The following is a 26569-nucleotide window of genomic DNA, read 5'->3' as shown; positions in this document are numbered from 1 at the left end:
CGAGGCGGAGTTTACGTCGATGCCGGAGGCCGTTGTGAAGCGGTAGGGGCGGCCGCAAATGCGACGACTATCCCGCTGAGCGATATTGGGTACCGGAGGGGTTGAGCAGCGACCTCCCCTCGCGGCCACCCCCATCAACCAAAGAGTTTCGAAGGAGCCTTCATGGAAATTGGTGTCGACAGCTTTGCCGCGATCCTTCCTGATCCGACCACAAGAAAGCTCCCTTCGGCGACCAACCGCATGGCCGATCTTCTTGAGGAAGTGGAGGTCGCCGACAGGGTCGGGCTCGACGTGTTCGGCATCGGCGAGCATCATCGCGCTGAATTCCTCGATTCCGCACCGGCGATCATACTTGCCGCAGCAGCGGCGCGCACCAGCCAGATTCGATTGACGAGCGCGGTAACGGTATTGAGCGCCGCCGATCCTGTAAGACTCTTCCAGGAGTTTGCGACCCTTGATCTGATTTCCAAAGGACGCACCGAACTCGTCGTCGGCCGTGGTTCGTTCGGCGAGGCCTTTCCGCTCTTCGGCCTGGACACAAGGGCATATGACGAACTCTTCGCCGAGAAGCTCGACCTGTTCCTGAAGCTTGGCGAGACAAGCAATCCTGTCTGGGAAGGCCAATTCCGTTCGGCACTGAATGGTCAAGGCGTCTTTCCGCGGCCCCACCAGCCACGGCTGCCTCTATGGATCGGCGTCGGTGGTACGCCACAATCCTTCGCGCGTGCCGGCGCGCTCGGCCTTCCGCTGATGGTGGCGATCATTGGGGGAACCTTTGAACGGTTTCGCCCGCTCGTCGATCTCTATCGTGAGGCCGGCATACGCGCGGGACACGGTCCCGAGAAGCTCAAGGTAGGTGTTCACGCGATGGGCTTTGTCGGCGAGACCGACGCGGCAGCCAGGGATGCCTTCTTCCCGGGCTGGGCGCATCTGACAGCGAAGGTCGGTCGCGAGCGTGGCTGGTCGCCCCCGACGCGTCAGCAGTTCGAAGACATGGCGGGCCCTCAAGGCGCCTTTCTTATCGGCGCCCCGGCGACGGTTGCGGAAAAGATGCTTCAAGCCAGCCAGGCGCTCGGCGCCCTTTCTCGCATCACCTTTCAGATGAGCACCGCTTCTCTGGAAACGGCGGCAATGAAACGTTCAATCGAGCTTCTCGGTACCGAAGTGGCGCCAATCGTGAGGGCTGCGGGAAAGATCTGATCGAGAAACGAAATCGAAGCGGGGTGACGATATGGATATCGAGGATCTGCGGACATTTGTCGAAGTTGCCGATGCCTGCGGCGTTTCTCCCGCGGCCCGTCGGCTGGGGATATCGAAGTCGATGGTCAGTCGCCGTCTCATCCGGCTCGAGGGAGCCTTGGGCATCCAGCTTCTTGCACGAACGACCCGTGGTGCCGCGCTGACAGAGGCCGGGGTTACATTTCGGGAACATGCGGCAAAGGTTTGCGCCGAAATCGATGCGGCGAAAGACGAGATATTGCCGGACGATGACCTTCGCGGGCGGTTGCGCGTCGCCGTGCCACTGACATCGGGGCCGGTGCATTTTGCGCCCGTGCTTTCTCGGATGGCATGGCTTCATCCAAAGCTGCAAATACAGGCCGACTACAATGATCGCTTCGTGGATTTGATCGCAGAGGGATTTGACTGTGCGATCCGGGTCGGTGCACTGCGTGATTCGAACCTGATCGCCAGGCGAGTTGGTCAGATCTATGGGCAGTTGGTCGCAAGTCCCGAATACATCAAGATGCATGGCTCACCGGAAACACCGGATGAGATCAGCTCTCACCACGCATTGGTGGGAGCTGAAACGTGGCGGTTCATGGATGGAGAGAAAATCGTCACCGTGCAGCCACAAGGACGGTTCAAAACCGAGAACGGCATGGCACTTGCCAATGCAGCGGCGGCCGGGCTTGGCCTTGCATGGCTTCCCAACTGTGTCACGCAACATTATCTTGCGTCCGGCGCGCTCGTACCAGTCATGACCGCATATCCACTGCCGGTCGGCACTGTCCACGTCGTGCGCCCACCCAGTCCGCATCCGGCGCAAAAGGTGCGCATCCTTTCAGAGTTGCTGATCGAATCGTTTGGGCGAAATGCGCCTGTTTGGAGTGCCGGGACATGACGGCCTTCACTCGCACGCTTCTCATGTTTCGAATTGGCTTGTCGCGACAGACTACGACTTACAGCCTGCAACTGAACCGCGGGCTTATGCCATGACGCCGAGGAGATGCTTCGCATGGTCCGGGCGCTGCGCCTGCAGCTCGTCGATCTGGACTGATCCAATGAAGCGACAAGAACATCCGCGTGCCGATGATCGCCCAGAGAAGGATTCAACGACGATCGCTCACCATCGGGAAGATGGTGGCAACCCGGTCTTCCCATCCGAGAACCTAAGGAAAGCAAAGAAACCATGACGGTGATTACAACGCAGGACGGCACCCGGATCTTCTACAAGGACTGGGGTTCGAAAGAAGCGCAGCCCATCATGTTCCATCACGGCTGGCCGCTCAGCGCGGACGACTGGGACAACCAAATGCTTTTCTTCCTTGGCAAGGGGTACCGAGTCGTCGCGCATGACCGGCGCGGTCATGGTCGCTCGGACCAGACCGACACAGGGAATGACATGGACACATATGCGTCCGACGTCGCGGAGCTGGTGCGGGAACTCGATCTGAAGGAGGCGGTTCACGTCGGGCACTCAACGGGTGGCGGCGAGGTGATCCGTTATGTCGCTCGCAGCGAGCCTGGCCGTGTGTCGAAGGCCGTGCTGATTGGCGCCGTGCCGCCAATCATGCTGGCAACGCCGCGTTATCGCGGCGGCCTGCCGATGCAGGTGTTGGATGGATTTCGCGAGGCGCTTCTGCGCAACCGTGCGCAGTTCTTCCTCGACGTCCCGACCGGCCCCTTTTACGGCTTCAACCGCGAAGGTGCCAAAGTCAGCGACGGACTGATCCGCAACTGGTGGCGGCAGGGCATGATGGGTGGCGCAAAGGCCCATTACGACTGCATCTCCGCCTTCTCGGAGACGGACTTCACCGAGGACCTGAAGGCCGTGTCGCAGCCGGTTCTGCTGATGCACGGCGAAGACGATCAGGTGGTCCCTATCGATGCTTCGGCCCTCAAGGCGATCGACCTCCTGCCGAACGGCACGCTGAAGACCTATCTAGGCCTGTCGCACGGCCTGTTCGCCACGCATCCCGAAGTGATCAACGCCGATCTGCTGGCGTTCATCGAAGGTCGCGACAAGGCTTGAGCGAGGTGGCGGACACCATGCCGGGCCTCGCTTCCAACTGTCAATCACGGGGTGACGGCTTATCGTCGGCCGCCCCGTCGCCCTTCGATCATGAACAACGCAAAGCAGGAAAGGCACGTAGATGGCTGAAGTAAGCTTGGGGCAAACCATTGGACCGGCAGTAGTCCTGATGGGAGCGGCTGTTGTCGCTGTACCGTTATTCCGCCGGCTAGGGCTCGGATCGGTGCTCGGCTACTTCGCCGCTGGTGTTCTTGTCGGGCCATCGGTGCTGGGGCTGTTCACCGACACCCAATCCATCCTCCATTTTTCCGAGCTTGGTGTGGTGATGTTCCTGTTTGTGATAGGACTGGAACTGCGCCCGAACAAGTTATGGGCGATGCGGGCCCAGATTTTCGGGCTGGGCCTTGTACAGGTCTTCATAGCCACAGCCGCTCTTACACTGACGGGCGCGGTGCTCCTTGGCCTTTCCGCGACCGTCGCTTTCATCGCTGGGGCGGGTTTTGTTTTATCCTCAACCGCCGTCATCATGTCGGTGCTGCAGGACCGGGGAGAGATCTCGAGCTCAGAGGGACAGAAGTCGGTCGCTATTCTGTTGTTTGAGGATCTGATGATCGTACCGCTGCTGGCGGTGGTTGCCTTTCTCTCACCTCTCTCGCATGGACAGGCAGGATGGACTGAAGCCTTCGTGGCCGTTGCAGCGCTGCTTGTGCTTATGGGCGTGTCGCGCTGGGGCCTGAATCCGTTCTTCGCCTTGCTGGCACGCGCCCGCACCCGCGAAGTGCTGACGGCAGGTGCGCTACTGGTCGTGTTCGGCGCAGCACTGCTGATGGACGTAGCCGGCTTGTCGATGGCGATGGGCGCGTTCCTCGCCGGAGTGATGCTCTCGGGCTCGAGCTACCGCCACCAGATCGAAAGCGATATCGAGCCGTTTCGCGGCTTGCTTATGGGACTGTTCTTCCTTGCCGTGGGAATGTCTCTGGACTTTTCGATCGTCGCGGCCGAATGGCCGCTCCTGCTGGCCCTGCTGGGCGCATTCACGGTCACGAAGGGCGCTGTGGTCTATGCGGTCGCGCGTCTGTTCGGCGGCTCGAACCATCAGGCCCTGCATCGCATGTCGATGTTCCTTCAGGGCGGTGAATTCGCCTTCGTCCTCTATGCGGCAGCGACCTCGGGCGGTGTGATCGACACTCGGGAGAACGCACTGTTTGCTACTGTCGTGATCCTCTCTATGGTACTGACCCCGCTACTCACGATAGCGACCGACCTTCTGCTTCGAACGGAAGCGTCGATGGATGGCGTCGATCCCGCCCACGATCTCAAGGGGCGGGTCCTTGTCATCGGGTTTGGACGCTTCGGTCAGATCGCGTCACAGATACCTCTATCACAGGGCGTGGAGCTTTCTGTCATCGACAAGGACCCTGACCGCATCCGCGATGCCGGGCGATACGGGTTCAAGGTCTTCTTCGGCGACGGAACCCGGCTCGACACGCTGCGCCACTCCGGTGCGGGGGAAGCCGATGCGATCATGGTCTGTGTCGACGACCCGAAGGCCGCGATGAAGATCGTGGAACTGGCGCAACACGAGTTCACCCAGGCGAAGCTTCTTGTCCGCAGCTACGATCGTGGAAACGCGATAGACCTGATCCGCGCCGGCGTCGATTATCAGATTCGTGAAACGGTCGAATCCGCTTACCTGATGGGAGCCGAAGGTTTGCGGGCGTTGGGCTACGGGGAAGCCGATATTGAAGATGCCACCATCGAGATTCGTCGGCGCGATGCCGAGCGCCTGTCTGAGCAGGTTCACGGGGACACCATGTCGGGCAGCAACCAGCTGCTCCTTCAACCCATGCGAAAGCCGCTCTGATGATCCGGCTTTCTGCAAACGCACATATCGCGGTGACCGTCTCTGCTGTGGATCTTTCCGGAACGAGCGTGCTGATGCTCAATGAACAAATGATCCATCTGCGCATAAAGCGTGAGCAGTGACTGACGCCTTGAAGGTAAATGGTGCGCCCGTGGAAGTGCGTGAGCTTCCAGTCGGCCACGGACTGGCGGACGAAGACATCAGCGAGACGGATGGATGGATTGGGAGAAAATTCCAATGAAAGACGGTCAAAACCCAATTGTTCACAAAGAGTCCGCGTAGACGAACGCATAATCCCCGTCCCCGCCTCAATGGGCGCCGAAGCGCAGGCGATGTTGCATGCCGCCGTGCGCGAGGGAACGCCGCTCAACGCGCTATTTCCAACACCGTCACCGCAAGATCGTGAGGGATGCCGGCAGATGCAGATCGCTGCCGACAGGTATTATGCCGAAACTCTGCTGGACGCTGTGAAGAAAACGAAAGGAAATCTCGAAACACTACATCTCGGCACAACCACCGTTCACGTAGCGACCCCGGAGAATATTCGACTTGGGGATTGTGTTCTTATCGATCTGTATGGCGGCGCGCTTGTTTTTGGCGGCGGCGATTGCTGTCGGGGAAGTGCGCGGGTAGACGCAGAGCGGCACGGCATGATCTGCTACGGTATCGACCACCGCATGCCGCCAGATCACCCCTACTTATTTACGAATGCATAGTGCAGCGTTCCGCTTTCAGCGACACAGCTCTTCATGAAAAAGGGCTACCTAAGCTCGTGCCGCAACAATAGAAATCATGCCACCCGCAAGTAAAGGATTGAACGATGACTGCCTGTAACAGCTCTGGTCTGTGTGTCGCTCTGAAGTCTTCGTGCTCGTCGACATCGATCAGTCTTATCTGTCCGCAGATATCGACTAAACGAATGCCGGAATACCTCCAGCGGACCAATAGCAAGACCTGGAGCGTCCACGACGGTGATTATTAGACCGAACGCTTTGCCTTCGGCAGCAAGTTTCGTCCGCGCCTCGGATTCTCCATCCGGGAATACACAAAAACAGATATAGTAGGAACTGATCATGCTCAAGCTTGCTGCAACGGTTGCTATCGCGACCGCCATTCTGTCCGGTGCCGCTATCGCTCAACCGGTCAAGCCCACTATCATCCTCGTTCATGGTGCATTTGCTGACTCATCAAGCTGGAATGGAGTCATCACTCACCTCCAGAAGGAGGGGTACAAAGCGGTCGCAGTCGCCAATCCGCTGCGCAGCGTCGCGAATGACGCCCGCCTCGTTTCCGACGTCGTCGGCAACATCAAGGGTCCGGTGGTCCTGGTTGGTCATTCCTATGGCGGTCAGGTCATCACGAACGCTGCCAAGGGGCACGACAACGTCAAGTCGCTGGTCTATGTCGCGGCGTTTGCACCGGACGCCGGCGAGGCCGCTGCCGAGCTCGCAGGCAAGTTCCCCGGCGGGACGCTTGGGGATGCGCTTGCAGCCCCTGTCAAGCTCACTGACGGCGGCGTCGATCTCTACATCGACCAGACTAAGTTCCGCGCCCAGTTCGCGCACGACGTTCCGTCAGAGGTCTCGGCACTAATGGCTGTCGGCCAACGGCCAATTACTGAAGCGGCCCTGACGGACAAGTCCGGTGAACCGGCCTGGAAAACGCTGCCGTCCTACTTCGTCTATGGCGACAGCGACAAAAACATCCCGGCCAAGGCACTCGGCTTCATGGCGGAGCGTGCAGGCTCCAAGCGGACGGTCGTGGTCGAGGGGGCATCGCATGTCGTGATGGTCTCGCATCCGAAGGTTGTAACATATCTGATCGAAGAGGCTGCGAAATAATCCTGCTTTCGGTCGATATCCGACCACCGTTGCGCGTGTTTCCACCCGCAACGCGATACGCAAGCAGATCCAAATCTGATCGAATACTGAATCGAGGAGTGTCACATTGAAAGCTGTTACAGTTTCGAAGACGGGTGCAGAAACTCACCTTGTCCTTGCCGACCATACAGAACCTGATGCCGCGCCGGACGAGGCAATCGTCGCGGTTCGCGCGTTCTCGCTGAACAACGGTGAAGTTCGCGGTGCGCTCCATGAGGGTACCGATGGCAATCGACCCGGATGGGATTTGTCCGGCGTGGTACAGACGGCCCCAGAAGAATCCGGCTTCCGACCGGGTGATCGCGTGGTGGGCCTGGTATGGAGCGGTGGCTGGGCAGAACGTGTCGCCGTGCCGACGAGCCGGCTTGCCAAAATTCCGGGCGACGTAAGCTTTGAAGTGGCCTCGACCCTCCCTGTCGCAGGTTTGACCGCGGCCGTAGCGCTGCAGAAGAAGGCGATCGGTCCAGGAAGCCGTGTTCTCGTCACGGCGGCCACGGGTGGTGTCGGTATTTATGCAATCCAGCTCGCAGCGGCTGCAGGCGCCCATGTGACGGCCTTCGCGCGGGATGGGTCGAATGCGGAGTTCCTGCGCAGCCTTGGCGCGAACGATATCGCGGTCGGCGTCGAGGCCGGCGAGAAGGGTGGGCCCTACGACCTTATTCTTGAGGGCGTCGGAGGCTCGCTTCTGGGCGATGCGCTGATGTGGCTGGCATCGCGCGGCGTCTGTGTTCTTTTCGGTGATGCTTCGGAGGATACGCTCACGACCTTTGACGCCCGTCGCTTCCGCCTTCAGTCCGGCGGAGCATACGGCGGTACGGTTCTCTACGGTTTCTTTCTCCTCGAGGAATTGACCCGGCCGGATGGCGCGGCCGACGGGTCGGCCATTCTTGCCGACCTTGCGCGGCGGCTCTCCGATGGAAGTCTGCGTCCGGTTATCGGAAAAACCGCCCCATGGGCTACCATCGATGCAACAGCCCGCGAACTCCTGAAAAGAGAGTTCGCGGGAAAGGCCGTCCTTACAGTGGGCGGATGAAGGAAGACCCCAGGATCTATCTGCTCTCCGGTATGCGCGCGATGACCTTGATCTCGAAATCGAACCCGGCCAACCAGTTCACTCCAACGGCAGTCCAGTTGGGATAAGGCGGCTTGGTGAAAAACCTGTGCCTCACTGCCATGATCGTTGCGAACTGGTTCTCCGGGTCTGTGTGGAACGTGGTGACGTCCACGAGATCATCGAACGTGCAGCCTGCTGCATCGAGTGTAGCCTTGAGGTTGTCGAACGCCAGTTGAACCTGACGTTCGAAATCGGGTTCGGGTGTTCCATCGCCACGGCTGCCAACTTGCCCCGAAACAAAAAGAAGATCGCCGGATTGGATCGCTGCCGAGTAGTGATGTTCTTCGTAAAGAGCATGCCTGTTTACGGGAAAGATGGCCTGGGGTTTCGTCATTTCTCGTTCTCTCTTAATAGCTGTCGATGGGTATGTTAACCAATCTGGTTCGACATTCGATTACTTCAGCTGTTCGGGCAGCGGAATGAACTCAGCCTCGTCGCCGGGCGGTAGACGGAAGCGACCATGCTCCCAGTCGCCCTTGCGCCAGGCCTCTTTCGCACCGTCAATTTTCTCCTGCGAAGAGGCGACGAAGTTCCACGAAATATAGCGCGGTCCATTCATTGTCTCGCCGCCGAGCACCATAAGGCGTGCGCCTGCCTCGCCCGCGGTCAGGCTGATCCGGTCGCCGGGACGGAACACCATCATCTGACCCGCGGCAAACGGAGTTCCGGCGATCAGGATGCTGCCCTCGACGACATAGACTCCGCGATCCTCATGATCGTCCGGCAAGGGCAGCTTTGCTTCGGCCGATAGAATGACATCGGCATAGAAGGTCTCAGTGAAGGTCTTGGCCGGGGCCCGTGCCCCCCAGGCCGAGCCGATGATCAGCCGGACCTGCTTGCCTTGATCCTCGATGAACGGCAGCGCCTCGCAGCCGTGATGCTCGAAACTGGCCGCAGTGTCTTCCGCGTGATCCGGCAGCGCAACCCAGGTCTGGATTCCGAAAGCGGTGCGGGGACGGCGGCGCATCTCCTCGCTGGTGCGTTCGGAATGGGTGACGCCATTACCGGCGATCATCCAGTTCACCTCACCGGGGTAGACAATCTGGTCGGCGCCGGTGCTGTCGCGATGGTGAAAAGCGCCCTCATAAAGATAGGTCACGGTCGCCAGCCCGATATGCGGATGCGGACGTACGTCGATGCCAGCGCCAGTCAGGAATTCCGCCGGTCCCACCTGATCGAAGAAGATGAAGGGGCCAACCATCTGTCGTTTCGGGGCGGGTAATGCACGGCGCACTTCGAACCCGCCAAGATCGCGGGTGCGCGGGATGATGAGGGTCTCGATTGCGTCGAGGCTGCCAGTTTCTGGGCATTCGGGGGTCTGTGTGGGATTCCAGCTCATGTCACGTTCCTTCGCTCAAACTGGTTATAGAGGCCACAGCAGGTGGCGGACGATTGGCGGTTGGTCGCCGCATCTTTTGGCAGGCGTCAACCCAAGCTGGTGGGGCTGGTGATCGATCCGAACGGCTACCGAGTGGTTGGGCGAAGAAGCGAGCAAATCCATTATAAAAGGTCATGAAAACGTCTTTTGTTGCCGATGAGACTAGTGTGATTGGCAGGCCAAACCGCCTCCGACAGTGCTTCAAACGACACTGACATTTATATTTATGGTGCGGTAGCGCCCATTCATGCGAAGCTGTGTCACACCAAGGGGAACGGGCAAGTCCGCACCGACTTGGTGCCCGACCAGGCGGACGATGCGTTCGCCGTCGGCGGCCGTCATCGTCTCACCACCTCGACCACAGCCGGGTTTTCCAGAAACCTGGCGATTGCCGCTCCGAACGCGGTGCGCAGCATGCGCACGCCGCGTTGGATCACTTCCCGTCTGTGGTGGGTGGATGCTACCTCGTCCCCGTTTCTCGTTGGGACGCAACAGATGGTCCCGGGATCAGGGATGATTAAAAGAGCCCGGAATCAGGCCGGTTCAACAAGTTTCCGTCGTAGTCGTAGCGTGGCGTGCAAATATAGGAGAATTTTGGCGAGGGCCGCATCTTGACGGATTAGTCGCTGCGATTGGTCGCCGACTGCGTGTAAAAATGCCGGCCGGCGATTCGGCGGCCCTTACAAAGGCAGCAATTGGGTGGAAACCAGTAAGGCTTCGTTTGGAAAGGGGAGCACCGAAAGCTTCCATTTCTGGTATCGGTCCTATCGAGCATTTTCGCGGTAATTGCGGCTATTTTGCCTTCGCCGCACCATACCGCAGGCCATCCAGCAGCAGCATGAGCATTCGTTCGGTGTGCGCCGGCCCATCCTCCCCCGAAGCCACGGCGAGATTTCCGATCGCGCGCAGCAGATCGTAGGGCGCAACGTCAGCTCGGACTTCTCCCGCACCGGCTGCGGCGTTGAGCAGCGTCGACAGAGCCGGTTCAAATCGGCTGCGGAAATAGTCAGGCAAGGCGGCGAATGCCGGATCACCGGAATGGAGCGCGGCGGCCAACCCCTGCTTGGTGGCCAAGAAACGCGTGTAGCGCTTCAGCCAAGCTGCCAACGCATCGGCTGGCCCGCGCTCAGCGGCAAGCGGCGCTGCCGCATCGGCGCACGCATCAACCTCGCGGCGGAATACCGCGGCCACCAAGTCGGCACGCGTCGGGAAACGGCGGTAGAGCGTACCCAGCCCAACGCCCGCTTGCGTCGCGATCTCCCGGATGGGCGCGTCCACCCCCGAACGGGCGAACACGATCTTGGCGGCTTCCAAAACTGCTTCCTCGTTCCTGCGCGCATCGGCACGCATTCGTGGTGTGGGCGCTTGGGCATCGCCAGGAACCGGTGACGCGGCCTCGACTGCATTCCGAAATTTGGTCGACAACATTTTTCGCGATCCTTCTTGCTAAACGGATCAATGATCCGTATTAACAGTATAACGGATCATTGATCCGTTTGCCAGTTCGGAGGTTCGCAGTCCTATGTCCAGCTCGTTCGCTGAAACCCGCGCGCACGCCGCCAGCTTACCCGCTATTGTCTCCATCTCTCCCATTATCTTGCCGTCCCCGGGACGAGGCATTGATCTGCACCTTCGGGTTTCCTTACCGATCGCAGGCGCCGCGCTGCCCTTCGTCGTCTTCTCGCACGGCAATGGCCAGTCATTTCACGCCTATGGCCCCCTCGCTGATTATTGGGCAGCACATGGCTTCGCCGTGATCCAGCCAACACACCTGGATTCGCGGATGCTCGACCTTACCCCGGACGATCCTCGTCGCGCCCAATTCTGGCGCTTCCGTGAGGAAGACCTCGCCGCCGTTCTCGACGGGCTCGATCGCATCGAGAACGAAGTATTGATGATCCGGGGGCGGCTCGATCACTCGCGCATCACGGTTGCTGGCCATTCGCGGGGCGCGCAGACCGCCAGTACCCTGCTAGGCGCCACCCATCCCGATCCCGACGGCGGATCGGTAGTCAATGGGAAGGACAATCGCGTGAAGACGGGCGTGCTGCTGGCGACGCCAGGCCGAGGCAATGACCTGACCGAATATGCAGCTCGTACCTACCCATTCATGTATCCAGATTTCTCGACCATGACGGCACCGACCCTGATCATCGTCGGCGATCGTGGTGTGGGCAGGCTTTCGACACGTGGCGCTGAATGGTGGCGTGATGCCTACGATTTGAGCCCCTCACCCAAGGCATTGTTTACGGCCTTTGGCGGAGAGCATGCTCTTGGCGGCATCCCTGGTTACGAGGCGCTCGAGACGACAGACGAACGGCCCCAGCGGGTCGCCGCGATCCAGCGCCTTTCAACCACCTTCCTCCGCAGCGCGCTATCCCGGCGATCGCGCATTTTCGGATACGGTCTCGGCGCTGGCAGCCGATGCTACGCCGGAAGGTAGCGTCGAGACGAAGTAGGCCGCCGGCGCGCCTTTTCCGGCTCCCTCGTAACGCGCGTCCAGCCCTTCCGCGGTCACGCTATATCATCACCACAAACAGGAGTTTCACATGAACACAATCCTTATCACCGGCAGCTCGTCCGGCTTCGGGCTTGAGACTGCCCGCTATTTCCTCGATCGCGACTGGACCGTCATTGCCACGATGCGCAAGCCTCGTAAGGACGTACTTCCTGCATCCGAACGTCTGCGCATCGTTGCGCTCGATGTGACCGAGGCTGCCAGTATCAGCCGCGCCTTGAACGAGGCTGGACCAATCGACGCCCTCGTCAACAATGCCGGAGCCGGTCTCATGGGCGCGCTGGAAGGCGTGTCGATAGAAGCAATGCGCCAGCTTTTCGAGCTGAACACCTTCGGCACCATGGCGATGACGCAAGCCGCACTGCCCGGCTTCCGCAAGCAGGGATCGGGCGTGATTGTCAATGTGTCGTCCGCCGTGACTCTCAAACCATTGCCGCTGCTATCAGCCTACACGGCCAGCAAGGCGGCGGTGGAGACATTCAGCGAAAACCTCGCCTTGGAGGTGGAGCTGTTCGGGGTACGCGTGCGGCTCGTCATTCCCGGTCGGGCGCCGAAAACTTCCTTTAGCGCGACCGCCCGCGATCGCTCGCAGAACGGCATACCCGAAGCCTATGCCAGCTGGGCGAAACAGGTGTTCTCCGCAACACCGCCGCAGCCGGCCGAAATCACCACTGCGGACGACGTGGCAAAAGCGGTCTGGCAGGCAGTAACCGATGCCTCTTCGCCGTTTCGCATCCTCGCCGGCGCGGATGCCGTAAAGCTTGCCGCACAGGTCGCATAACGGCTCACTTCTGCCCCTTCACCGGCCGGAAGAGTCGAATGAGCCGATGCGCTCCGTCACCCCAATTTCACTCGCCCCTATGAGACACTGAGCGATGACGAGTGGCCGGGTTCCGCGATAGGCCCGTCCGACGGCATATCTCCCGGATCGATAGATCATCCCGAAAATGCCAGCGTCGGATTACGCTCAGGAACGCCATGTCGATCACTCCAGTGCCCCCGCTGAAACCACAGGGGACGATTGAAACAAGGGGCAATTCACAGTGATATTTTCCCGCAATCCAGGATCAGCTCTCAGTGCAAATCAACAGCCGTCGTTTAGTCACCAGCTGCCCCCAACTTTATACGGCCCCGGTTTGCTCCGTTCGCTCCCAATATCGCAACGTCTCATTGTTTTCGACCATCAGATTAATGCGGTGCAAAACAGGAACGTCTCCATGTCCAGCCGACAGGTAGATGGATGAGTGACGATTCATGAGGACGCAGCACCGCTCAATGCTGCGGTATTTCGCCCAAGCGGCCGTAGGGCAATGGAGAGTGCTGTCAGCTTCATGATAGAAATAAAGGCGACCAACAGAGACCTCGAACGCGGATTTCTTGCGTATAAGAGCAAACGCGCGCTTCGGACAGCACGTGTAGAATTTCAATCACGTGAGATTGGACAATATATATCATCCGGCAGGTGTTCATGTACAGCTGCAAAAAGTATTCATGCATGCGAAAACGCCTGCGGACTGGTATGATGCTTAGCTTGGCTCTATGGCCCTGCAAGCCAAGAAATGCTGCGCGGGTGGGCTCTCTCAAACGTTTGATGCACATTCGTCATTGGCGATGAACCGTTAGCCGCTTGGAAATCGGAAAAGAGATAGGTTACAATCAAACTCGGAGTTATCGTGATTGCGAGTTTACAGATATTGTGCGCAAGGGGGAGGACTGGTGGTTTGACCCGATGAATGTGACCGGGCTTGGCAAAGTATGCTCAGTATTTCTTGCCCGGCTTTCACGCGGTTAAGCTCGCCGACTGCGCGTTTATTCAATACGCTGAAAGATTGCCTCGAAGACGACGCGGGCGTTGGTAAAGTCAAATTGCAGTCCCACGACCAAAGTTATAAAATTCGCCGTTTCAGGACTTCATCGAGCCAGTCCGCGAAGACCTGTAGACGCCGTGAAAGATGTTGGCGGTGCGGATAGAGTAGGGTCATCGCCATCGGCGCAGCGCGATGACCGGGCATCACCTCAATAAGTTCACCTGCGTCGAGATGATGTTTTACATCATAGGCCGGGATCTGAATGAGGCCAAGGCCCGCAAGACAACAAGCGATGTAAGCTTCGGCGCTGTTGGCGGTGACCCTCCCCTTGATCGGCATGGTTCGGATTTCGCCCTTCTCAACCCACTCCCAATCTTCAACGCGTCCGTTTGCCGGCGAGGCGTAGTTCACGGCATGGTGGCCGGCGAGATCAGCAGGTCGATCCGGTGTGCCATGATTGGCGAGATAGCCAGGGCTCGCAACGTTGATCAGCGGCAAGTCGCCGATCTTGCGGGCAACCAGACCGGAATCGCTCAACGGACCGACACGCAGAACGCAGTCGACGCTTTCCTCGACAAGGTTCACTGCCCGGTCCGTGACCCGCAACTCAAGATCAAGCTCAGGGTAAAGGGCCAGGAACTCCGGCAGCGCCGGGGCGATGATTAGACGCCCTATCCGGCCCGGGACATCAACCCTGAGATACCCGGCCGGCCCAACCGATGTGTGCCGGAACAGCCCCTCGGTCTCTTCCACATCAGCAATCAAGCGCAGGCAACGCTCGTAGAAGGCAATTCCATCCTGCGTCGGCGTTACCTTACGCGTCGTGCGGTGAAGGAGCCGTGCACCTACCCGGCTCTCAAGTTCAATGATGGCTGCCGAAACCGACGAACGCGGCAGAGCCATCGTGTTGGCAGCGCGTGTGAAACTGGCGCACTCAATGACGCGGGTGAAGACACGAAAAAGATCGATGCGGTCCAATGATCCACCTTACGATTGTCCGTTATTTCTGACAGGTGATGTTAGAAACGATGGCTTTATAGGGATTTTTTAAACGATAACCTGGGGCTTGGAAAGCGGCCGCATGGCTGGGTGTGTGTATCTGAAGATGAGGAGACTTAAATCCATGACGGATCATAGCATTAGGGGTAAAACAGTTCTCATCGCGGGCGGAGCGAAGAATCTTGGAGGGCTGCTTGCCCGGGATCTGGCCGCCCAGGGTGCCAAGGCTGTGGTGGTGCACTACAATACCGGTGCAACCAAGCTGGCCGCCGATGAGACCGTTGCGGCGATCAAGGCTGCCGGGGCGCAAGGGTTTGCCTTCCAGGCCGACCTGACCACGGCTGGGGCAATGGAGAAGCTGTTTGCCGATACAATTGCTGCGGTGGGCCGTCCCGATATCGCAATCAATACGGTTGGCAAGGTGGTGAAGAAACCGTTTGTCGAGATCACCGAGGCTGAATACGACGAGGCGACCGCCGTCAACTCGAAATCGGCCTTCTTCTTTCTCAAGGAAGCCGGCAAGCATGTGAGCGACAACGGCAAGATCTGTACTTTAGTGACGTCGCTGCTCGGTGCCTACACGCCGTTCTATGCGGCTTATGCTGGCACCAAGGCGCCGGTCGAGCATTTCACGCGAGCAGCCTCCAAGGAATTCGGCGAGCGCGGCATCTCGGTAACCGCCATTGGTCCCGGCCCGATGGACACGCCCTTCTTCTATCCCGCCGAGGGCAAGGATGCGCAGGAATATCATAAAACCGCTGCGGCGCTGTCGCCGTTCTCCAAGACCGGATTGACCGATATCGAGGATATTGTCCCCTTTATCCGCTTCCTCGTCTCGGACGGCTGGTGGATGACCGGCCAGACCATCCTTGTCAATGGTGGTTATACGACGAAGTAATCTTGGAATGGGGCCGGGCGATTAGCCCGGCCCCATCCGCTCCTCAACGGGCTCTGTTGGAAAAAATTCGGTGATGCGAAAGAGTGCGGAAGATTTTCAGCGAGACTTTTGATGAGCGATTTCAAGTGGCGCCATTTTGAAGGTAAGATCATTCTTTGGGCAGTGCGGTGGTATTGCCGCTATGGCATTAGCTACCGTGAACTTGAACAGATGATGGGTGAACGGGGTGTGCCTGTGGATCATTCCACGATTTATCGATGGGTGCAGAAATACGCCCCGGAGATTGAAAAGCGGCTGCGTTGGCACTGGCGCAGGCCACAATCAACAAGCTGGCGCGTTGACGAAACTTGTGTAAAGGTTCGTGGCCAATGGACTTACCTGTACCGGGCCATCGACAGCAACGGCGATACGGTTGAGTTCCTGTTCAGCAAAAACCGCGACCTGAAAGCAGCTCCGGATTTGCGCGTCACTCTCTTAACAGTCCACAGCTACCGAAACATTTGCGGCAAAATCCTTTTTTGAAAGACCGTTCCCGCCTCTTTTGTAGAACCAGAGATTTCGACGTTCAAATCTAGCAGATGCTAAATATTCTACAGAAGTTCGCGAGATACGGATTGCTGAATGCGGTTTTCTTCTGGTATCTCGGCGCTGTATTGAACAATATCCCCAACAAATAGATAATTATTGAAGAAGTTTATTATCTCCTTCGATATGGAAGTTTGGCAAACAATTTCAACAATTTCGTAGTTATCCAAAAGCTTTTCTTGGAATGTTAAAACAATTCTTCTGGAAAAAAACTCGATCTTTGAGCACCCGCCATATTGTCTCTCGCTATTATACATGAACTCAGTCTCATTGAGGTCTTCATCATCTTCCAGATAAGTTCCCGTCGCGACCGAAAACGCAGAATCGTCGGTTATGAAATTGATCGCATTGGTATCAAATTTATCGTATACAAACTCTATGATTTTGGCATCTAGACGCAAATTCATCAGTTTTTCTCCCTATCGATATACTTTAACAACATTGCTTCTGATTGCGTCGTTCGCGCTTTGCCAACGCCTTTGCTGCTTTTTGAGGGTCGGTTTTCCATTGATGAGCCACGCCGTTTTTATCCACCCAATTATATTCGATGCTAATATTCTTGTTGACAGCGGCATCGTTCATGTTCCCTCTACAACCAAAGCATGGCGGCAACCTAGCTTCCGTATATATTACCCGGTCTCCAGGCTGAATCCTTTCATTAAATATACTAGCTGATTCCGTATGCGTCATAATTTGCTCGGGCCATGACAACGTACGTCCCGGATTGGTGCCTCCGCTCTTGAGCGCTTCCGTATATCTCAAGTCGCCCTTGGAATCATAGACGGATATCCTGGCTTCATGTGGATCCAGGCCAAAGGGATCAACAAAAATGGTTGGCCGTTCAACATAACCATGTCGTCTGGTACCTCCAGCCAATCCAATTGGATCTGGCGAGATATATTGTCCGGCCAATGGGTCGTAATAGCGAAAATGGTTAAAGTAGAGTCCGGTCTCGGCATCTTCATACTGTCCCTGAAAACGAAAAGGACAAGCCAGAACAGCGACGTCACCCTCCAAGCCGGACTCCATTGCATCCATCGACACCGCCGCATTGCCGGATGTGAGCGGCGTTTTCAGCGACTTGACTTTACCCCACACATTGTAACTTGCGGCCCATTGCAGTTTGCCGGCTTCGTCGAACATTTCCCGCGGCGTGCCAAGATGGTCGGTAACGATATAAAGAAGACTGCCGTCTGGATTTTCTTTGGCCAGCGGGCGGAAACTGTCAGGCTCAAAGTGCCAGCCTATGGCGTCATCCCAGTCAACAGTGCCATCAAGCCGGAATGGGGCTTGTTCAGCCAACACATTGCCATCCCAGAAATAATGCACCCCGATTATCGGCGGCCGCGCTTCTTGAACGCGCAAGCCTCTCAGTTTTGCTTCTTCCAGGTAATAGGATTCACGATCTGCATCGGAAGCAGTTCGGATGACATCGGGGAAAAGCCTGGCATAATGCTGCTTCTCTGCCTCAGTGAATGTTCGCACTTTCCACAACCGCCGTCCAAACGGATCGTAGGCATAGACCCAGGTTTCACCCTCGGGCGTCACGCATGAAATCATGCGATCCTTGGCGTCCCAGCCATAGGCCCAGGCTTTTGGGCGAAAGCCAGCGCGCTCAACACGCCGTTTGACAACGCGCCCGCGCTCATCATGAGTCAGAAATATCTTTTCGTTTTGCGGTCCGCGCGATACTTTGATCCGTCCGCCCGGGGTGGAAAGCACGGTTGAAAAGCCATCTTCCGGACGCCGGGTCGAACGCCCGAAACGCGAACCGAAACCCGACGCGACACCGACAATGTTAAGCGCCGCGTCATACTGAAATCGCTCTGTGGTTAGTGTGCGGCTTCCGTCTTGATCCGAACTCGATAGCTCATCAGTGCGGGCTGCCGTGACCTGACCGTTGCCGTCGTAATCATAGACGGTCGCGCCAAACAATTGATCATGGATGGCCAGTGGCGCGAATACTTTGTTCCATTGATATGAACGCTCCGTCACCGGAGCGACATGCCTTGGATCAACAGCCCCAGTGGCCCGCGTACCAGCGATCCCGCCCCCCCCGTTGATGGCACGTCCTGCGGATTGCAGCAATAATTGCCCGGCCAGATCATAGCTCTGCACCAAACGAAAACCCGCAGCGCTCTCGCGCCGCGTTTCCTGACCCAGGCGGTCACGGGAAAAGGCAAGAGGTGCATGGTCAGCAATAACAAGACTCTTGATAGCACCCAGCGGGTCGTAGATCGACTTTACAAGCCTTTCGCCAATGGCGCGTTCAACCCGGTTGCCGCAACAATCATAAACATTCCCGGCCCGGCGTCCGTTCGCAGTTTCTGCGACAATTGCCCCAAGCTTATCACGTTCAAATTCGATGAGAGCCGACGCATTTTCTGCCCTGACAACCAAGCCGCGGCCATCATACCAATAGCGGGTGATATCTTGCGGTGCCGTTGAATCCGGTGCAAAGGCCTCTTCGCGCGTCAAAGCACCCGTTTTGTCGTAAGAAAATTTTAAGTGCGCACCATCGGCGTATCGTGTCTCAACAAAGCGATCTGCCGCGTCGTAGACATGGCTGATCGTCAGTCCGTCAAAATCTGTTTCGCTGACAACGCGACCGGCAGCATCACGTTGGAATGTCCAGTGCAATCCGTTCTGGTTCTCAACATTGATGAGTTTGCCGAAGTGATCATATTTGAAGCGCAGCAATCCACCCTTGGGATCCTCCAGTTCCTGCAGCAAATCAAATTCACCGAAACGATAGGTTGTGGTACGCCCCTCACCGTCGGTCGCTCGGACCACGGCTTGATCCGCATCGAAAGAGCGGGACGTAACCACGCCATCAGGTCTGGCGGTGGTAACGGCTTCCCAGAAATCGCCACCCCTCTGATCGGCGTAGGCAAAAAGGGTAGCACCGCCGGCGGGATCGACGATGGACGTGACGCGCCCAAATGCGTCGCGCTCGAAGACTGTTTTCTCGCCGGAAAAGCTGCGAACACCGATCAAGCGGTGATATTCGTCGTAATCCCGCTGCTCGATCAGACCGTCGTGCCGCATAATGCCGGTCGGTTGACCGGCGGCGTCGTTGACAATATCGGTCCGGAATCCCAGAGGATTCTGCGTCGAAACCAGATTGCCCTTGTCATCATGCTCATAAAGCCAGCGATTGCTTTCGGCGTCGAACATGATCTGAAGATCACCGTCACTGCTCCAATAATAGAGCGTCTCTCGTCCCTCGGCGTCGGTAATTGCCGCGACATTGCCGTTGTCATCGTAGCGGTAAGAGGTCCGGTTGCCTTCAGCATCAATTTCGGCTGTTTTTTCCCCGTTTGGACCATATTCGAAATAACGTGTATGTCCAAGCCCATCCGTTTCGGCGGTGGTTCTCCGGTCATCATTGTAATGAACGGTTGTGGTGGCGTCCGGGCGGTTTACCGGGATATAGGTCGTTCTGTTCTTCTCCGCTTCATAGGCCATCCGATACCGGAATGTACTGTCGCGCGTGTTGACTGCGATGACCCGGTCGTTCTCATCATAGACATATGTGCTGTCGAGTTTGGCACCATCCGAACAACCGGTCATCCGGCCTTTGGCATCATAGGTATAGATGTGCGACGGTCCATACTGGTTGGCGGCCGACACCATATTGCCATCAGCGTCGTAGGCATAGGAAAGCAGAGCTTTGCGCGATCCATCACAAGCAACAACATCGATTGCCTGCCGGCGGCCGGATGCGTCATTGAAAAAATGCAGCGACAGACCATCAGGATGCACGAGCCGCTCCAGATGGCCTGCAGCATCGCGTTCGAAGGCAACGGTATTGCCGTTGCGGTCCTTTATATACTCCAACCGCCAAAGGCCGTCTGGAAACTTGCGAAATGTCTTGCGCAAGCCCCGATCCTTGAGGATCAGCCGGCGCCGTGCGTCCGCCGCCAGTCCGAGATGCGAGTATTTTACATTCCGGCTGAAATAGCCTGGAATCGGTGTCGGCGTCGCGAAAATGGCCTCAAGACTGGATGCCATGCGGTAGAGCAGAGTTCCATCCGCAAGGCGCTCGATTGTTTCATCCAGCGGACCGGTGCGGTTGCGCCCCAGTGGACCGTCCACACCGAGATCCGAGGAGTAATTGCGGTAGAGGGCGAGAGCAATGGTCCAGCCCATGTGGAATTCCGGTGTGTGCAGAACTTTCGCCCCCGTGGCAAAAGCCACGGGCTGCGACGTGCAGGTAATGCAGTTCTTTGCCGGATTTTCCTCCGGGTCTTTCTTTGGCTTGACGTTTTCCTCTTCCGTCAATGTCTTTTTTGCAGCTTCTGTTTCACGCGCAGCTTTGGCGGCGGCTTCCTCTGCCGCAGCCCGTTTTGCCAGCGCCTCTGCCGTCGCCTGTTCGGCGCTCTTCACCAAGGGACCAGCTTCCTCCCCAACCTTTGCGATGCCCGTTCCGGCTCTTCCCAGTTTTGGGACCGGCGCGAACAGCAGGGCCGTATCACCGACACCGGTGCCCCAATCTCCGACGCTTGCCTGCTTTGCCATGCCGACAACCATGGTCACGGGAGAGGACACAATGGCTTTTCCGACTTCCAAATTACCGGCTATGCCGGACTTGGCCATTTCGGCACCTTCGTCGCGCACCTTGTCGTCACCGGTCACAACGCCCTTGATGTAGGTTATCCCGCCATAGGTTTGCTTGGCATTGTTGACGACGAGTTCCTTTCCGAGTCCAAAGAGTCCCTCGACCATCCGCACGGGAGCCATGGCCACATTCTTGATATTGTCGCCAAGCGTATAAACTGGCCTGCCAGCCTCGAGTGCGGCCTTTTCCCGCTCATACATGGCGATGGTTTCTTGGCGGTTAGGCCCTTCCATTGGCGGCGGGCCATCGCCAGCCCAGGTTGGCTCAAAGGCAGAGTCAGGCGCATTTTTTGCGCCCTCAATCATCTCGTTAAGCCTGCCGATCTGCTCCTGCCGGAGCTTGGCGTGGTCGGCATCTTCCTGTCCGGCAACCGCATCCACCCGCACACGCGCCTTGGCATTCCCCACCTCTTCGCCGGTGGATTCGCCATCGCGCGTCGTGACATAGACCTGTTTGCCCATTCGCCAGGCAATTTGCGTCTCACCGCCATCGGGCATCATTCACTCCATACAAAATCAACGGTCGCAATGGGCTCATCATACGTGGTCAATGCCAACACTTGATTTTGACCTGGGCGTCTCGACACGCCCTGGACCAGGGCGGTTGATCTCGGCAGGGTCACCGTCACGTACGGCCGCCCACCCCTCCGTGAAAACGGCGCTTGCACCCTGCTTGATCACAGCATGGCTTTTATATCCGGCAATCTTGACGCCCTTGCCGGTACCCGGCTCGTGTCCAATGCAAACACTGGGTCTGGTGTTGACCACAAAATCTTCGTTGCTGTTGTTGCGAACGGTCGTTGCTGTCCGCACGACTGTGTCGAAAAAGGCGATCGTATTATAGCCCACCGGAACCATGCCTGACCCTACGGGTGTCAGGCAGACGTCCGGACTGATCGAATAGACAAAGTTGGCGCCATCCTTCCGGGCGGAGACTGGAACAGTCATACACTTACTTCCTCTTCAGCCATGAGATCACACGGAACTGCACATTCATCCGGTTTTGGCGCTGAACGCAATACATCTGGATGGCGCGCGAACCATTCCTTCTCAAGTGAATCGGAGGCTGACAGGATGAGGCCCGCCGTTGTCGGCTCGTGAAATACCAATCGCCACGTTATCATCAACCGGCAGTCTAAGAGATCGTCCGCAAGAACATCGAGAAAAACCGTATCGAGCGCCGGCTTGTAATATTCTGTGGTACCATCCACGTGTTCAAGTGCAATACACGGACAGTGGTCCGGGATGCTCAGCTGAAACAAACGCGTTTCCGGACGAAGACCCGCCAGTTCGATGGTGCACGGCGTCTGTATGTGCTCTCCGGGGACAACAAGCCCAGCCGCGGCCGAGTTATTGTAAGAAAAATCGTAGTCTTCGGGCCATCGAGGCCAGATGTTGTCAAGCCAAGCCTGGTCGTAGGTTCCCCCAAACGTCCGGCGCGGCAGCCACGCAGGCGGTATTGCGCCCAAGCCTTCGACTGCATAACTCCTGTAGGGATCGCTAACCGGTTCCTGTGGATTCTCCAACTGCGGAGCAGATTGGGGTAGCGTGAAATCAGTCAGATTTTTGTCGATCCAACCCCGGCCAAGCGGATTGTGGTGCCACGCATCCAGAACCGGTTTTCCATCTTCGTCATTGCCGGTGAATATCGTACCGCCATAGGCATACTCGTAGCGAATGGGCAGCGCCACGATGGGTTCCGGCTCGCTTAATTGCCAGCCCTTGAACAAGGTGTCATGTTTGCGCCAGTCCGCTTTCTCGTCATCATTTAAATGCTGCTTCCATTCGGGGACCCAAACCCGCGGCCCGGTGACCCGGATGATCTTTTCCGCCCGCACACCGCCGTTGTCAGCGACACGCACGCCCACAAGCCAAGATGGCGCTGCCTTGCCTTCCGGCGCATAGGCGATTGCATTGACGATGATGTCCGTCGCCGGTTTGTACGAAACAAAGTCCGAAGGATGATACAACGAAGATATATTGACGTCTTCGTAGCACAGATCGGTGAAGTTGAATGGGTCCTGTTCCTGCGAAAGAACGCATTGCCCCGTTTCACCGATGTCAAACGTCGCTTTGACCATGAAAACACCGAATTCATGACCTCGACTATCCGTATTGGAAAATCGCATATTGGCAAACGGCGTAAAGTTCCTAATTGCAACAGACATCAGGTGCCCCAATTGGCAGCATGTGTTTTTCCGGCATTGAGTGGCATTGGCCGGCGCTCAATTCAGTTGCTATCAATGACCCCTCCGATCATCTGATATGGGCCGTCTGCCTCGAAATGAAACTTCACTCCCTTGATGATGATGGTGCCGTCCTTTTTCATCACGATGAGGCTTTTGCCGACCTCAATCGTATATTCCTCTCCCACGGTCAGCTTCTTGGTATGTCCCACCTTTTCCATTGCAACCTGGCCGACAGTCGTAATCTTCACCGCCCCAACCTGCTCGGTCGACACGGCACCGATGTTGATATTATCCATCTGGCCAATAGTCGTGTTCCGTACACCACTGCCAATGAGCCCGGCAAGCGACTCGGCGATTTTGCTCCCCGCGCCGGCCATTGACTTGCCGCCTTCTGCTCGCAGACCGGGCGCCTTGGCACCGTTGACACCGCCTCGCGCATCATCAAAGCCAGTGGGAATGGCCGCAAGGGTGCTTGCACCCAAGCTGGCACCATAACTGCCGGCTTGTTCCGCTACACCGCCCATTCGTTGAGCTTCTTCGGAACCCTGTGACGCATTTTGAACCCCTGCAGCGCCCATTACCGCCTGGGCTGCGCCTGCCGCCTTTGATGCTGCGGACCCGCCCGCACTTTGGACTGCCTGCATTGCGATGCCCATGGCTTGAGAGAGCAATCCTGAACTCTGCGCCATTAGTCCCGAAAGTCCCCCGCCAAGCAGTGAGGCCGCCGCACCGCCGACCGCGCCGACCACGAGATTCATGCCGCCGCCGACCTGCTGGTTCATATTGGCGCCAACTTCAAGCTGGTGATTGGCACCAGTTGAGTGCATGGCATTGGCGTCTACACGGTGTATTTGATTGTTGAGTACTTTGCTCGTCATATCCTTCTGCGCGTGCAGAAAAAAGTTTTCCTGCCCATTGTCATCCTCAAATGACATTTCATTAAAGCCATTGCCTTTGTGGGTATTGGTCCTGAAACTGGATTTTGTCTTGTGAGCCGGCAGATTGTAAGGAACTTTGTTGTCGGCATTGGCTACCAGGCCAATGACATAAGGCCGGTCAGGGTCACCATTTTCATGGCTGCAAATAGCCTGCATCCCGATACGTGGATTGACGCGCGCTCCCCATGTCCCGCCTCCCCAACTTTGAACAACCTCGACCCATTTCGTGTCGGAGCCATCTTTTTGCGCGCGACGGTCCCAAGGAAACCACAGCTTCACACGGCCATATTGATCGACATGGATTTCCTCTCCAGGCGGTCCCGCTATAAGGCCGATATGTGTGCCATCAATGCGCGGCCGTGGTGTGGAGCGATGCGGCGTTGCCGGCACGCGGCTGGGCAAGGCATGAAAACTATTGGAATAGTCGGCAGCTCCGTCATTTGTTTCATAGGTTGGATCGATTGCCGTATGCACAATCCTTGTAACCACAAACTCTTCATGAGCCTGATCGGGATGGGCAACATCATAGGGTTTGAACCGGCGGCCGGCCGCCAGGGTCCGCACGGTGGAATGGCCTTCAACCCGTTCATGATCGGCTTCGACCGCCTGCATGCGCCGTTGAGATGCCGCTTCATTGTCGGCAACGTTCAACGCGCGCGCTGGATACTCATAAAGTTCGTACTCGCCACTTTTCGGCAGCGAGACCAGGGATGGGCTCGTTGCCTTCGGCACAATTTTGGGCGTTTCAAAATTCCAGTCTGCTCCCGTGCGCTTTCCAGGGGTGAAAACATAACGCTTTTCCAGCCCGCCAATGTGGTTGCGGTCGGTTGAACCCGCTGCATAGCGAACATTGGTTTCGGGACCTTCAGTATAGCCGAATGTGTGGGTGGCCACATGCAATGTGTGTGCGCCCGCGACGTGCTCAAACCAGTAGAAAATGCCATCCTCTTCGAGACGGCGGGTGAGAAAGGCCAAATCCGTTTCGTTCCATTGAACCGAATAATGTTGCGGCTTTGGCGGATTGATCACGCCGCCAGTCACCGCAGCCTTGATTCCATGCTCGGACAAAAGCATCTGCAAAACGTCGATTGAGGTTTTGTCGAGCCAGATGCGGCAATCGGAACGCTGCGACAGCAACCAGAGCTGCGGGCGCAGTACCATGCGATACGCGCGAAGGCCGCGGGTTACGGGAGGCCCTTCCATGAGCTCGGTGACCAGGCCATTCCACGGACGATACTGCCCCTCGCCGGTTTCAAGCTCAATGTCCAGCGTCTTCCCGACAATGTCATTTGCCTTAAGATCCGTCTTCTTCGATTTGACCGTAAGGGCGATCTCGAAAAGCCCCGAAATTTCTTCATTTGCTTCAAACCGCTCAGGAAGCAAGACATCTGGTCCAAGAGGGCTTTGAATGCGCAAAATGCGGGTGGCCTGAATATAGCCGGCATCCGAAATAATATTCATAATCAAAGTCCCTCTTCTTTCACAGCAGCAGCCTTGAACTTCAGAACTTGAGAGACTGCGGCAAAAGCTATTCGGAGCCACAATAAAAATTGGGCGGGCGCCAGCCTATCCCTGCCGCCGCCGTCAGATTCGACAATGTTCCGCCATATGCGCCGGCACAATCGTTCGCCTTGCGTGTCACATCCGCAGAAATACTAACCTTGCGGCAGCACCAACCGGGTTTCAACGCGGCGATTTTCCGGCGAGAAGGGATCGCTTACACTTGGATGGCGCTTGCCGAAGCCTTCTGCCTTCAGACGCTCCGGAGATACGCCAAGTTCGCTGAGATAGGCCGAGACGGACCGTGCGCGGCGCATGGACAATGTATCATTATATGCGTCCGTGCCCGTGGCATCCGTATGGCCTTCGACCTGGAACGTCGCAATCTGCAGACGCTGGTCATTCAGAGCCTTGGCGAATTCGCCGAGCGTCTGCCTGGCTTCTTCGGTCAAGCGATCCGAGTTCAACTCGAATGTCACCTTCATGTTGAGCGGCGAGGCAGCAGGATTTACAACCTTCTTCGCACATTCCTGATCTGTCCCGACGCAGATGGCACGTGCTTTGCCAAGATCTGCCGTATTGACGAAATGCTTGACAATATCTTCCGACTTATACGCTGGCCCAGCCATTGCCGGCGAAGCCGCGCCAATCAAAATGGCCGCAGGAACAGTAAAAAGCTGGCGCATGATGTAACCCCTTTGGGAATAGCAAGTTGAGTTCAGACTAAATTAACCAATGGTCGATTTCAAGCGCTGACCATTACGCAACTCCATCACACACGCTTATATTCGGTACAGAGTCATCGGGGCCGACCGACGTAGAGCGAAGCGGGCACAAAGGCCCACTCCGCTTTCTCATGCCTGCCCTTACGCCGCGCGCGTTGTGGCGAGATCGTAGGATGCAATCATGGGCGACTGCGGGCTCTGGTTGGCATCGTAAGGCGTGTATTTCACTTCCATCTTGGTGAAGTTCAGGCGCAGCGTCTCGATCGGACGGTCGCCGTTGGAATCAACCGAATAATTGGC

Annotated in this window: 21 protein-coding genes and 2 pseudogenes; 12 read left to right on the top strand and 11 right to left on the bottom strand. The window is 57.2% G+C overall.

What is annotated here, in order from left to right; translation table 11 throughout:
* The first annotated feature begins 162 nt into the window (after nucleotides 1-162).
* The 8 genes from ACTJJ7_RS24345 to ACTJJ7_RS24310 all read left to right on the top strand — a co-directional run bounded on the left by ACTJJ7_RS24345 (nucleotide 163) and on the right by ACTJJ7_RS24310 (nucleotide 8030).
* On the top strand, nucleotides 163-1200 hold the full coding sequence (locus ACTJJ7_RS24345; RefSeq protein WP_440969109.1) for an Atu2307/SP_0267 family LLM class monooxygenase: 1038 nt from the start codon (nucleotides 163-165) through the stop codon (nucleotides 1198-1200).
* Nucleotides 1201-1231: 31 nt separating this feature from the next.
* Nucleotides 1232-2122: a LysR family transcriptional regulator gene (locus ACTJJ7_RS24340; protein WP_105737480.1), complete on the top strand. Its 891-nt coding sequence runs from the start codon at nucleotides 1232-1234 to the stop codon at nucleotides 2120-2122.
* 288 nt (nucleotides 2123-2410) lie between these two features.
* Nucleotides 2411-3253 (top strand): alpha/beta fold hydrolase, encoded by an 843-nt coding sequence (locus ACTJJ7_RS24335; RefSeq protein ID WP_440969108.1) that lies wholly within the window; start codon nucleotides 2411-2413, stop codon nucleotides 3251-3253.
* 121 nt (nucleotides 3254-3374) lie between these two features.
* Nucleotides 3375-5117: a monovalent cation:proton antiporter-2 (CPA2) family protein gene (locus ACTJJ7_RS24330; RefSeq protein ID WP_105737484.1), complete on the top strand. Its 1743-nt coding sequence runs from the start codon at nucleotides 3375-3377 to the stop codon at nucleotides 5115-5117.
* Complete coding sequence (locus ACTJJ7_RS24325; protein ID WP_280952427.1) at nucleotides 5117-5239, top strand: hypothetical protein; 123 nt, start codon at nucleotides 5117-5119, stop codon at nucleotides 5237-5239. The genes ACTJJ7_RS24330 and ACTJJ7_RS24325 overlap by 1 nt, the downstream gene beginning before the upstream one ends.
* A 297-nt stretch (nucleotides 5240-5536) precedes the next feature.
* Nucleotides 5537-5833 carry a hypothetical protein gene (locus tag ACTJJ7_RS24320; protein ID WP_130502133.1) on the top strand — a complete coding sequence of 99 codons (297 nt, stop codon included), beginning with the start codon at nucleotides 5537-5539 and terminating at the stop codon, nucleotides 5831-5833.
* Nucleotides 5834-6190: 357 nt separating this feature from the next.
* Nucleotides 6191-6958 carry an alpha/beta fold hydrolase gene (locus tag ACTJJ7_RS24315; RefSeq protein WP_105737488.1) on the top strand — a complete coding sequence of 256 codons (768 nt, stop codon included), beginning with the start codon at nucleotides 6191-6193 and terminating at the stop codon, nucleotides 6956-6958.
* 106 nt (nucleotides 6959-7064) lie between these two features.
* Nucleotides 7065-8030 carry a zinc-binding dehydrogenase gene (locus ACTJJ7_RS24310; RefSeq protein ID WP_105737490.1) on the top strand — a complete coding sequence of 322 codons (966 nt, stop codon included), beginning with the start codon at nucleotides 7065-7067 and terminating at the stop codon, nucleotides 8028-8030.
* A 16-nt stretch (nucleotides 8031-8046) separates the two neighbouring features.
* Here ACTJJ7_RS24310 and ACTJJ7_RS24305 read toward each other — a convergent pair whose 3' ends face one another.
* The 4 genes and pseudogenes from ACTJJ7_RS24305 to ACTJJ7_RS24290 all read right to left on the bottom strand — a co-directional run bounded on the left by ACTJJ7_RS24305 (nucleotide 8047) and on the right by ACTJJ7_RS24290 (nucleotide 10839).
* On the bottom strand, nucleotides 8047-8445 hold the full coding sequence (locus ACTJJ7_RS24305) for a RidA family protein (RefSeq protein ID WP_162800208.1): 399 nt from the start codon (nucleotides 8443-8445) through the stop codon (nucleotides 8047-8049).
* A 60-nt stretch (nucleotides 8446-8505) separates the two neighbouring features.
* Entirely contained in the window at nucleotides 8506-9450 is a 945-nt protein-coding gene (locus ACTJJ7_RS24300) for a pirin family protein (RefSeq protein ID WP_440969107.1), read from the bottom strand.
* Between the two features lie 318 nt (nucleotides 9451-9768).
* Nucleotides 9769-9905, bottom strand: a pseudogene (locus ACTJJ7_RS24295) (P-type conjugative transfer ATPase TrbB); the annotation flags it as partial.
* A gap of 376 nt (nucleotides 9906-10281) precedes the next feature.
* Nucleotides 10282-10839 (bottom strand): TetR/AcrR family transcriptional regulator, encoded by a 558-nt coding sequence (locus ACTJJ7_RS24290; protein WP_245421241.1) that lies wholly within the window; start codon nucleotides 10837-10839, stop codon nucleotides 10282-10284.
* 172 nt (nucleotides 10840-11011) lie between these two features.
* On the opposite strand from ACTJJ7_RS24290, the gene ACTJJ7_RS24285 reads away from it, so the two are divergent.
* Together ACTJJ7_RS24285 and ACTJJ7_RS24280 are read left to right on the top strand one after the other, a co-directional pair.
* Complete coding sequence (locus tag ACTJJ7_RS24285; RefSeq protein ID WP_440969106.1) at nucleotides 11012-11932, top strand: alpha/beta hydrolase family protein; 921 nt, start codon at nucleotides 11012-11014, stop codon at nucleotides 11930-11932.
* A 106-nt stretch (nucleotides 11933-12038) separates the two neighbouring features.
* Nucleotides 12039-12788, top strand: coding sequence for an SDR family oxidoreductase (locus ACTJJ7_RS24280; RefSeq protein WP_440969105.1), 750 nt, complete (start codon nucleotides 12039-12041; stop codon nucleotides 12786-12788).
* Between the two features lie 1105 nt (nucleotides 12789-13893).
* Here the strand turns inward: ACTJJ7_RS24280 and ACTJJ7_RS24275 are convergent.
* Entirely contained in the window at nucleotides 13894-14793 is a 900-nt protein-coding gene (locus tag ACTJJ7_RS24275) for a LysR family transcriptional regulator (protein WP_105737502.1), read from the bottom strand.
* Between the two features lie 145 nt (nucleotides 14794-14938).
* Between ACTJJ7_RS24275 and ACTJJ7_RS24270 the strand changes: the two genes are divergently transcribed.
* Nucleotides 14939-15712 (top strand): SDR family oxidoreductase, encoded by a 774-nt coding sequence (locus ACTJJ7_RS24270; protein ID WP_105737504.1) that lies wholly within the window; start codon nucleotides 14939-14941, stop codon nucleotides 15710-15712.
* A 111-nt stretch (nucleotides 15713-15823) separates the two neighbouring features.
* Nucleotides 15824-16165, top strand: a pseudogene (locus tag ACTJJ7_RS24265) (IS6 family transposase); the annotation flags it as partial.
* Between the two features lie 137 nt (nucleotides 16166-16302).
* Here the strand turns inward: ACTJJ7_RS24265 and ACTJJ7_RS24260 are convergent.
* The 6 genes from ACTJJ7_RS24260 to ACTJJ7_RS24235 form a co-directional block, all read right to left on the bottom strand.
* Complete coding sequence (locus tag ACTJJ7_RS24260) at nucleotides 16303-16704, bottom strand: hypothetical protein (protein ID WP_105737506.1); 402 nt, start codon at nucleotides 16702-16704, stop codon at nucleotides 16303-16305.
* 25 nt (nucleotides 16705-16729) lie between these two features.
* Entirely contained in the window at nucleotides 16730-21418 is a 4689-nt protein-coding gene (locus ACTJJ7_RS24255) for an RHS repeat-associated core domain-containing protein (RefSeq protein ID WP_440969104.1), read from the bottom strand.
* 36 nt (nucleotides 21419-21454) lie between these two features.
* Nucleotides 21455-21865 carry a PAAR-like domain-containing protein gene (locus ACTJJ7_RS24250; protein WP_105737510.1) on the bottom strand — a complete coding sequence of 137 codons (411 nt, stop codon included), beginning with the start codon at nucleotides 21863-21865 and terminating at the stop codon, nucleotides 21455-21457.
* A complete protein-coding gene (locus ACTJJ7_RS24245; protein WP_440969103.1) occupies nucleotides 21862-23085 on the bottom strand; it encodes a DUF2169 family type VI secretion system accessory protein in 1224 nt (407 codons plus the stop codon). The genes ACTJJ7_RS24250 and ACTJJ7_RS24245 overlap by 4 nt, the downstream gene beginning before the upstream one ends.
* Before the next feature lie 62 nt (nucleotides 23086-23147).
* Nucleotides 23148-25505 carry a type VI secretion system Vgr family protein gene (locus ACTJJ7_RS24240; protein WP_105737514.1) on the bottom strand — a complete coding sequence of 786 codons (2358 nt, stop codon included), beginning with the start codon at nucleotides 25503-25505 and terminating at the stop codon, nucleotides 23148-23150.
* A 194-nt stretch (nucleotides 25506-25699) separates the two neighbouring features.
* On the bottom strand, nucleotides 25700-26230 hold the full coding sequence (locus ACTJJ7_RS24235; protein WP_105737516.1) for an OmpA family protein: 531 nt from the start codon (nucleotides 26228-26230) through the stop codon (nucleotides 25700-25702).
* Nucleotides 26231-26569 lie beyond the last annotated feature (339 nt).

This window comes from Phyllobacterium sp. 22229 (assembly GCF_052056495.1).
Lineage (GTDB): Bacteria > Pseudomonadota > Alphaproteobacteria > Rhizobiales > Rhizobiaceae > Phyllobacterium > Phyllobacterium myrsinacearum.
This window is presented reverse-complemented; position numbering and strand designations above follow the sequence as displayed.

Bases quoted from the DNA above. Each gene is read 5' to 3' on its own strand.
- ACTJJ7_RS24345 (WP_440969109.1), top strand. From the start codon at position 163: ATGGAAATTGGTGTCGACAGCTTTGCCGCGATCCTTCCTGATCCGACC.
- ACTJJ7_RS24340 (WP_105737480.1), top strand. From the start codon at position 1,232: ATGGATATCGAGGATCTGCGGACATTTGTCGAAGTTGCCGATGCCTGC.
- ACTJJ7_RS24335 (WP_440969108.1), top strand. From the start codon at position 2,411: ATGACGGTGATTACAACGCAGGACGGCACCCGGATCTTCTACAAGGAC.
- ACTJJ7_RS24330 (WP_105737484.1), top strand. From the start codon at position 3,375: ATGGCTGAAGTAAGCTTGGGGCAAACCATTGGACCGGCAGTAGTCCTG.
- ACTJJ7_RS24325 (WP_280952427.1), top strand. From the start codon at position 5,117: ATGATCCGGCTTTCTGCAAACGCACATATCGCGGTGACCGTCTCTGCT.
- ACTJJ7_RS24320 (WP_130502133.1), top strand. From the start codon at position 5,537: ATGCAGATCGCTGCCGACAGGTATTATGCCGAAACTCTGCTGGACGCT.
- ACTJJ7_RS24315 (WP_105737488.1), top strand. From the start codon at position 6,191: ATGCTCAAGCTTGCTGCAACGGTTGCTATCGCGACCGCCATTCTGTCC.
- ACTJJ7_RS24305 (WP_162800208.1), bottom strand. From the start codon at position 8,445: ATGACGAAACCCCAGGCCATCTTTCCCGTAAACAGGCATGCTCTTTAC.
- ACTJJ7_RS24300 (WP_440969107.1), bottom strand. From the start codon at position 9,450: ATGAGCTGGAATCCCACACAGACCCCCGAATGCCCAGAAACTGGCAGC.
- ACTJJ7_RS24290 (WP_245421241.1), bottom strand. From the start codon at position 10,839: ATGCGTGCCGATGCGCGCAGGAACGAGGAAGCAGTTTTGGAAGCCGCC.
- ACTJJ7_RS24285 (WP_440969106.1), top strand. From the start codon at position 11,012: ATGTCCAGCTCGTTCGCTGAAACCCGCGCGCACGCCGCCAGCTTACCC.
- ACTJJ7_RS24280 (WP_440969105.1), top strand. From the start codon at position 12,039: ATGAACACAATCCTTATCACCGGCAGCTCGTCCGGCTTCGGGCTTGAG.
- ACTJJ7_RS24270 (WP_105737504.1), top strand. From the start codon at position 14,939: ATGACGGATCATAGCATTAGGGGTAAAACAGTTCTCATCGCGGGCGGA.
- ACTJJ7_RS24260 (WP_105737506.1), bottom strand. From the start codon at position 16,704: ATGAATTTGCGTCTAGATGCCAAAATCATAGAGTTTGTATACGATAAA.
- ACTJJ7_RS24255 (WP_440969104.1), bottom strand. From the start codon at position 21,418: ATGATGCCCGATGGCGGTGAGACGCAAATTGCCTGGCGAATGGGCAAA.
- ACTJJ7_RS24250 (WP_105737510.1), bottom strand. From the start codon at position 21,865: ATGACTGTTCCAGTCTCCGCCCGGAAGGATGGCGCCAACTTTGTCTAT.
- ACTJJ7_RS24245 (WP_440969103.1), bottom strand. From the start codon at position 23,085: ATGTCTGTTGCAATTAGGAACTTTACGCCGTTTGCCAATATGCGATTT.
- ACTJJ7_RS24240 (WP_105737514.1), bottom strand. From the start codon at position 25,505: ATGAATATTATTTCGGATGCCGGCTATATTCAGGCCACCCGCATTTTG.
- ACTJJ7_RS24235 (WP_105737516.1), bottom strand. From the start codon at position 26,230: ATGCGCCAGCTTTTTACTGTTCCTGCGGCCATTTTGATTGGCGCGGCT.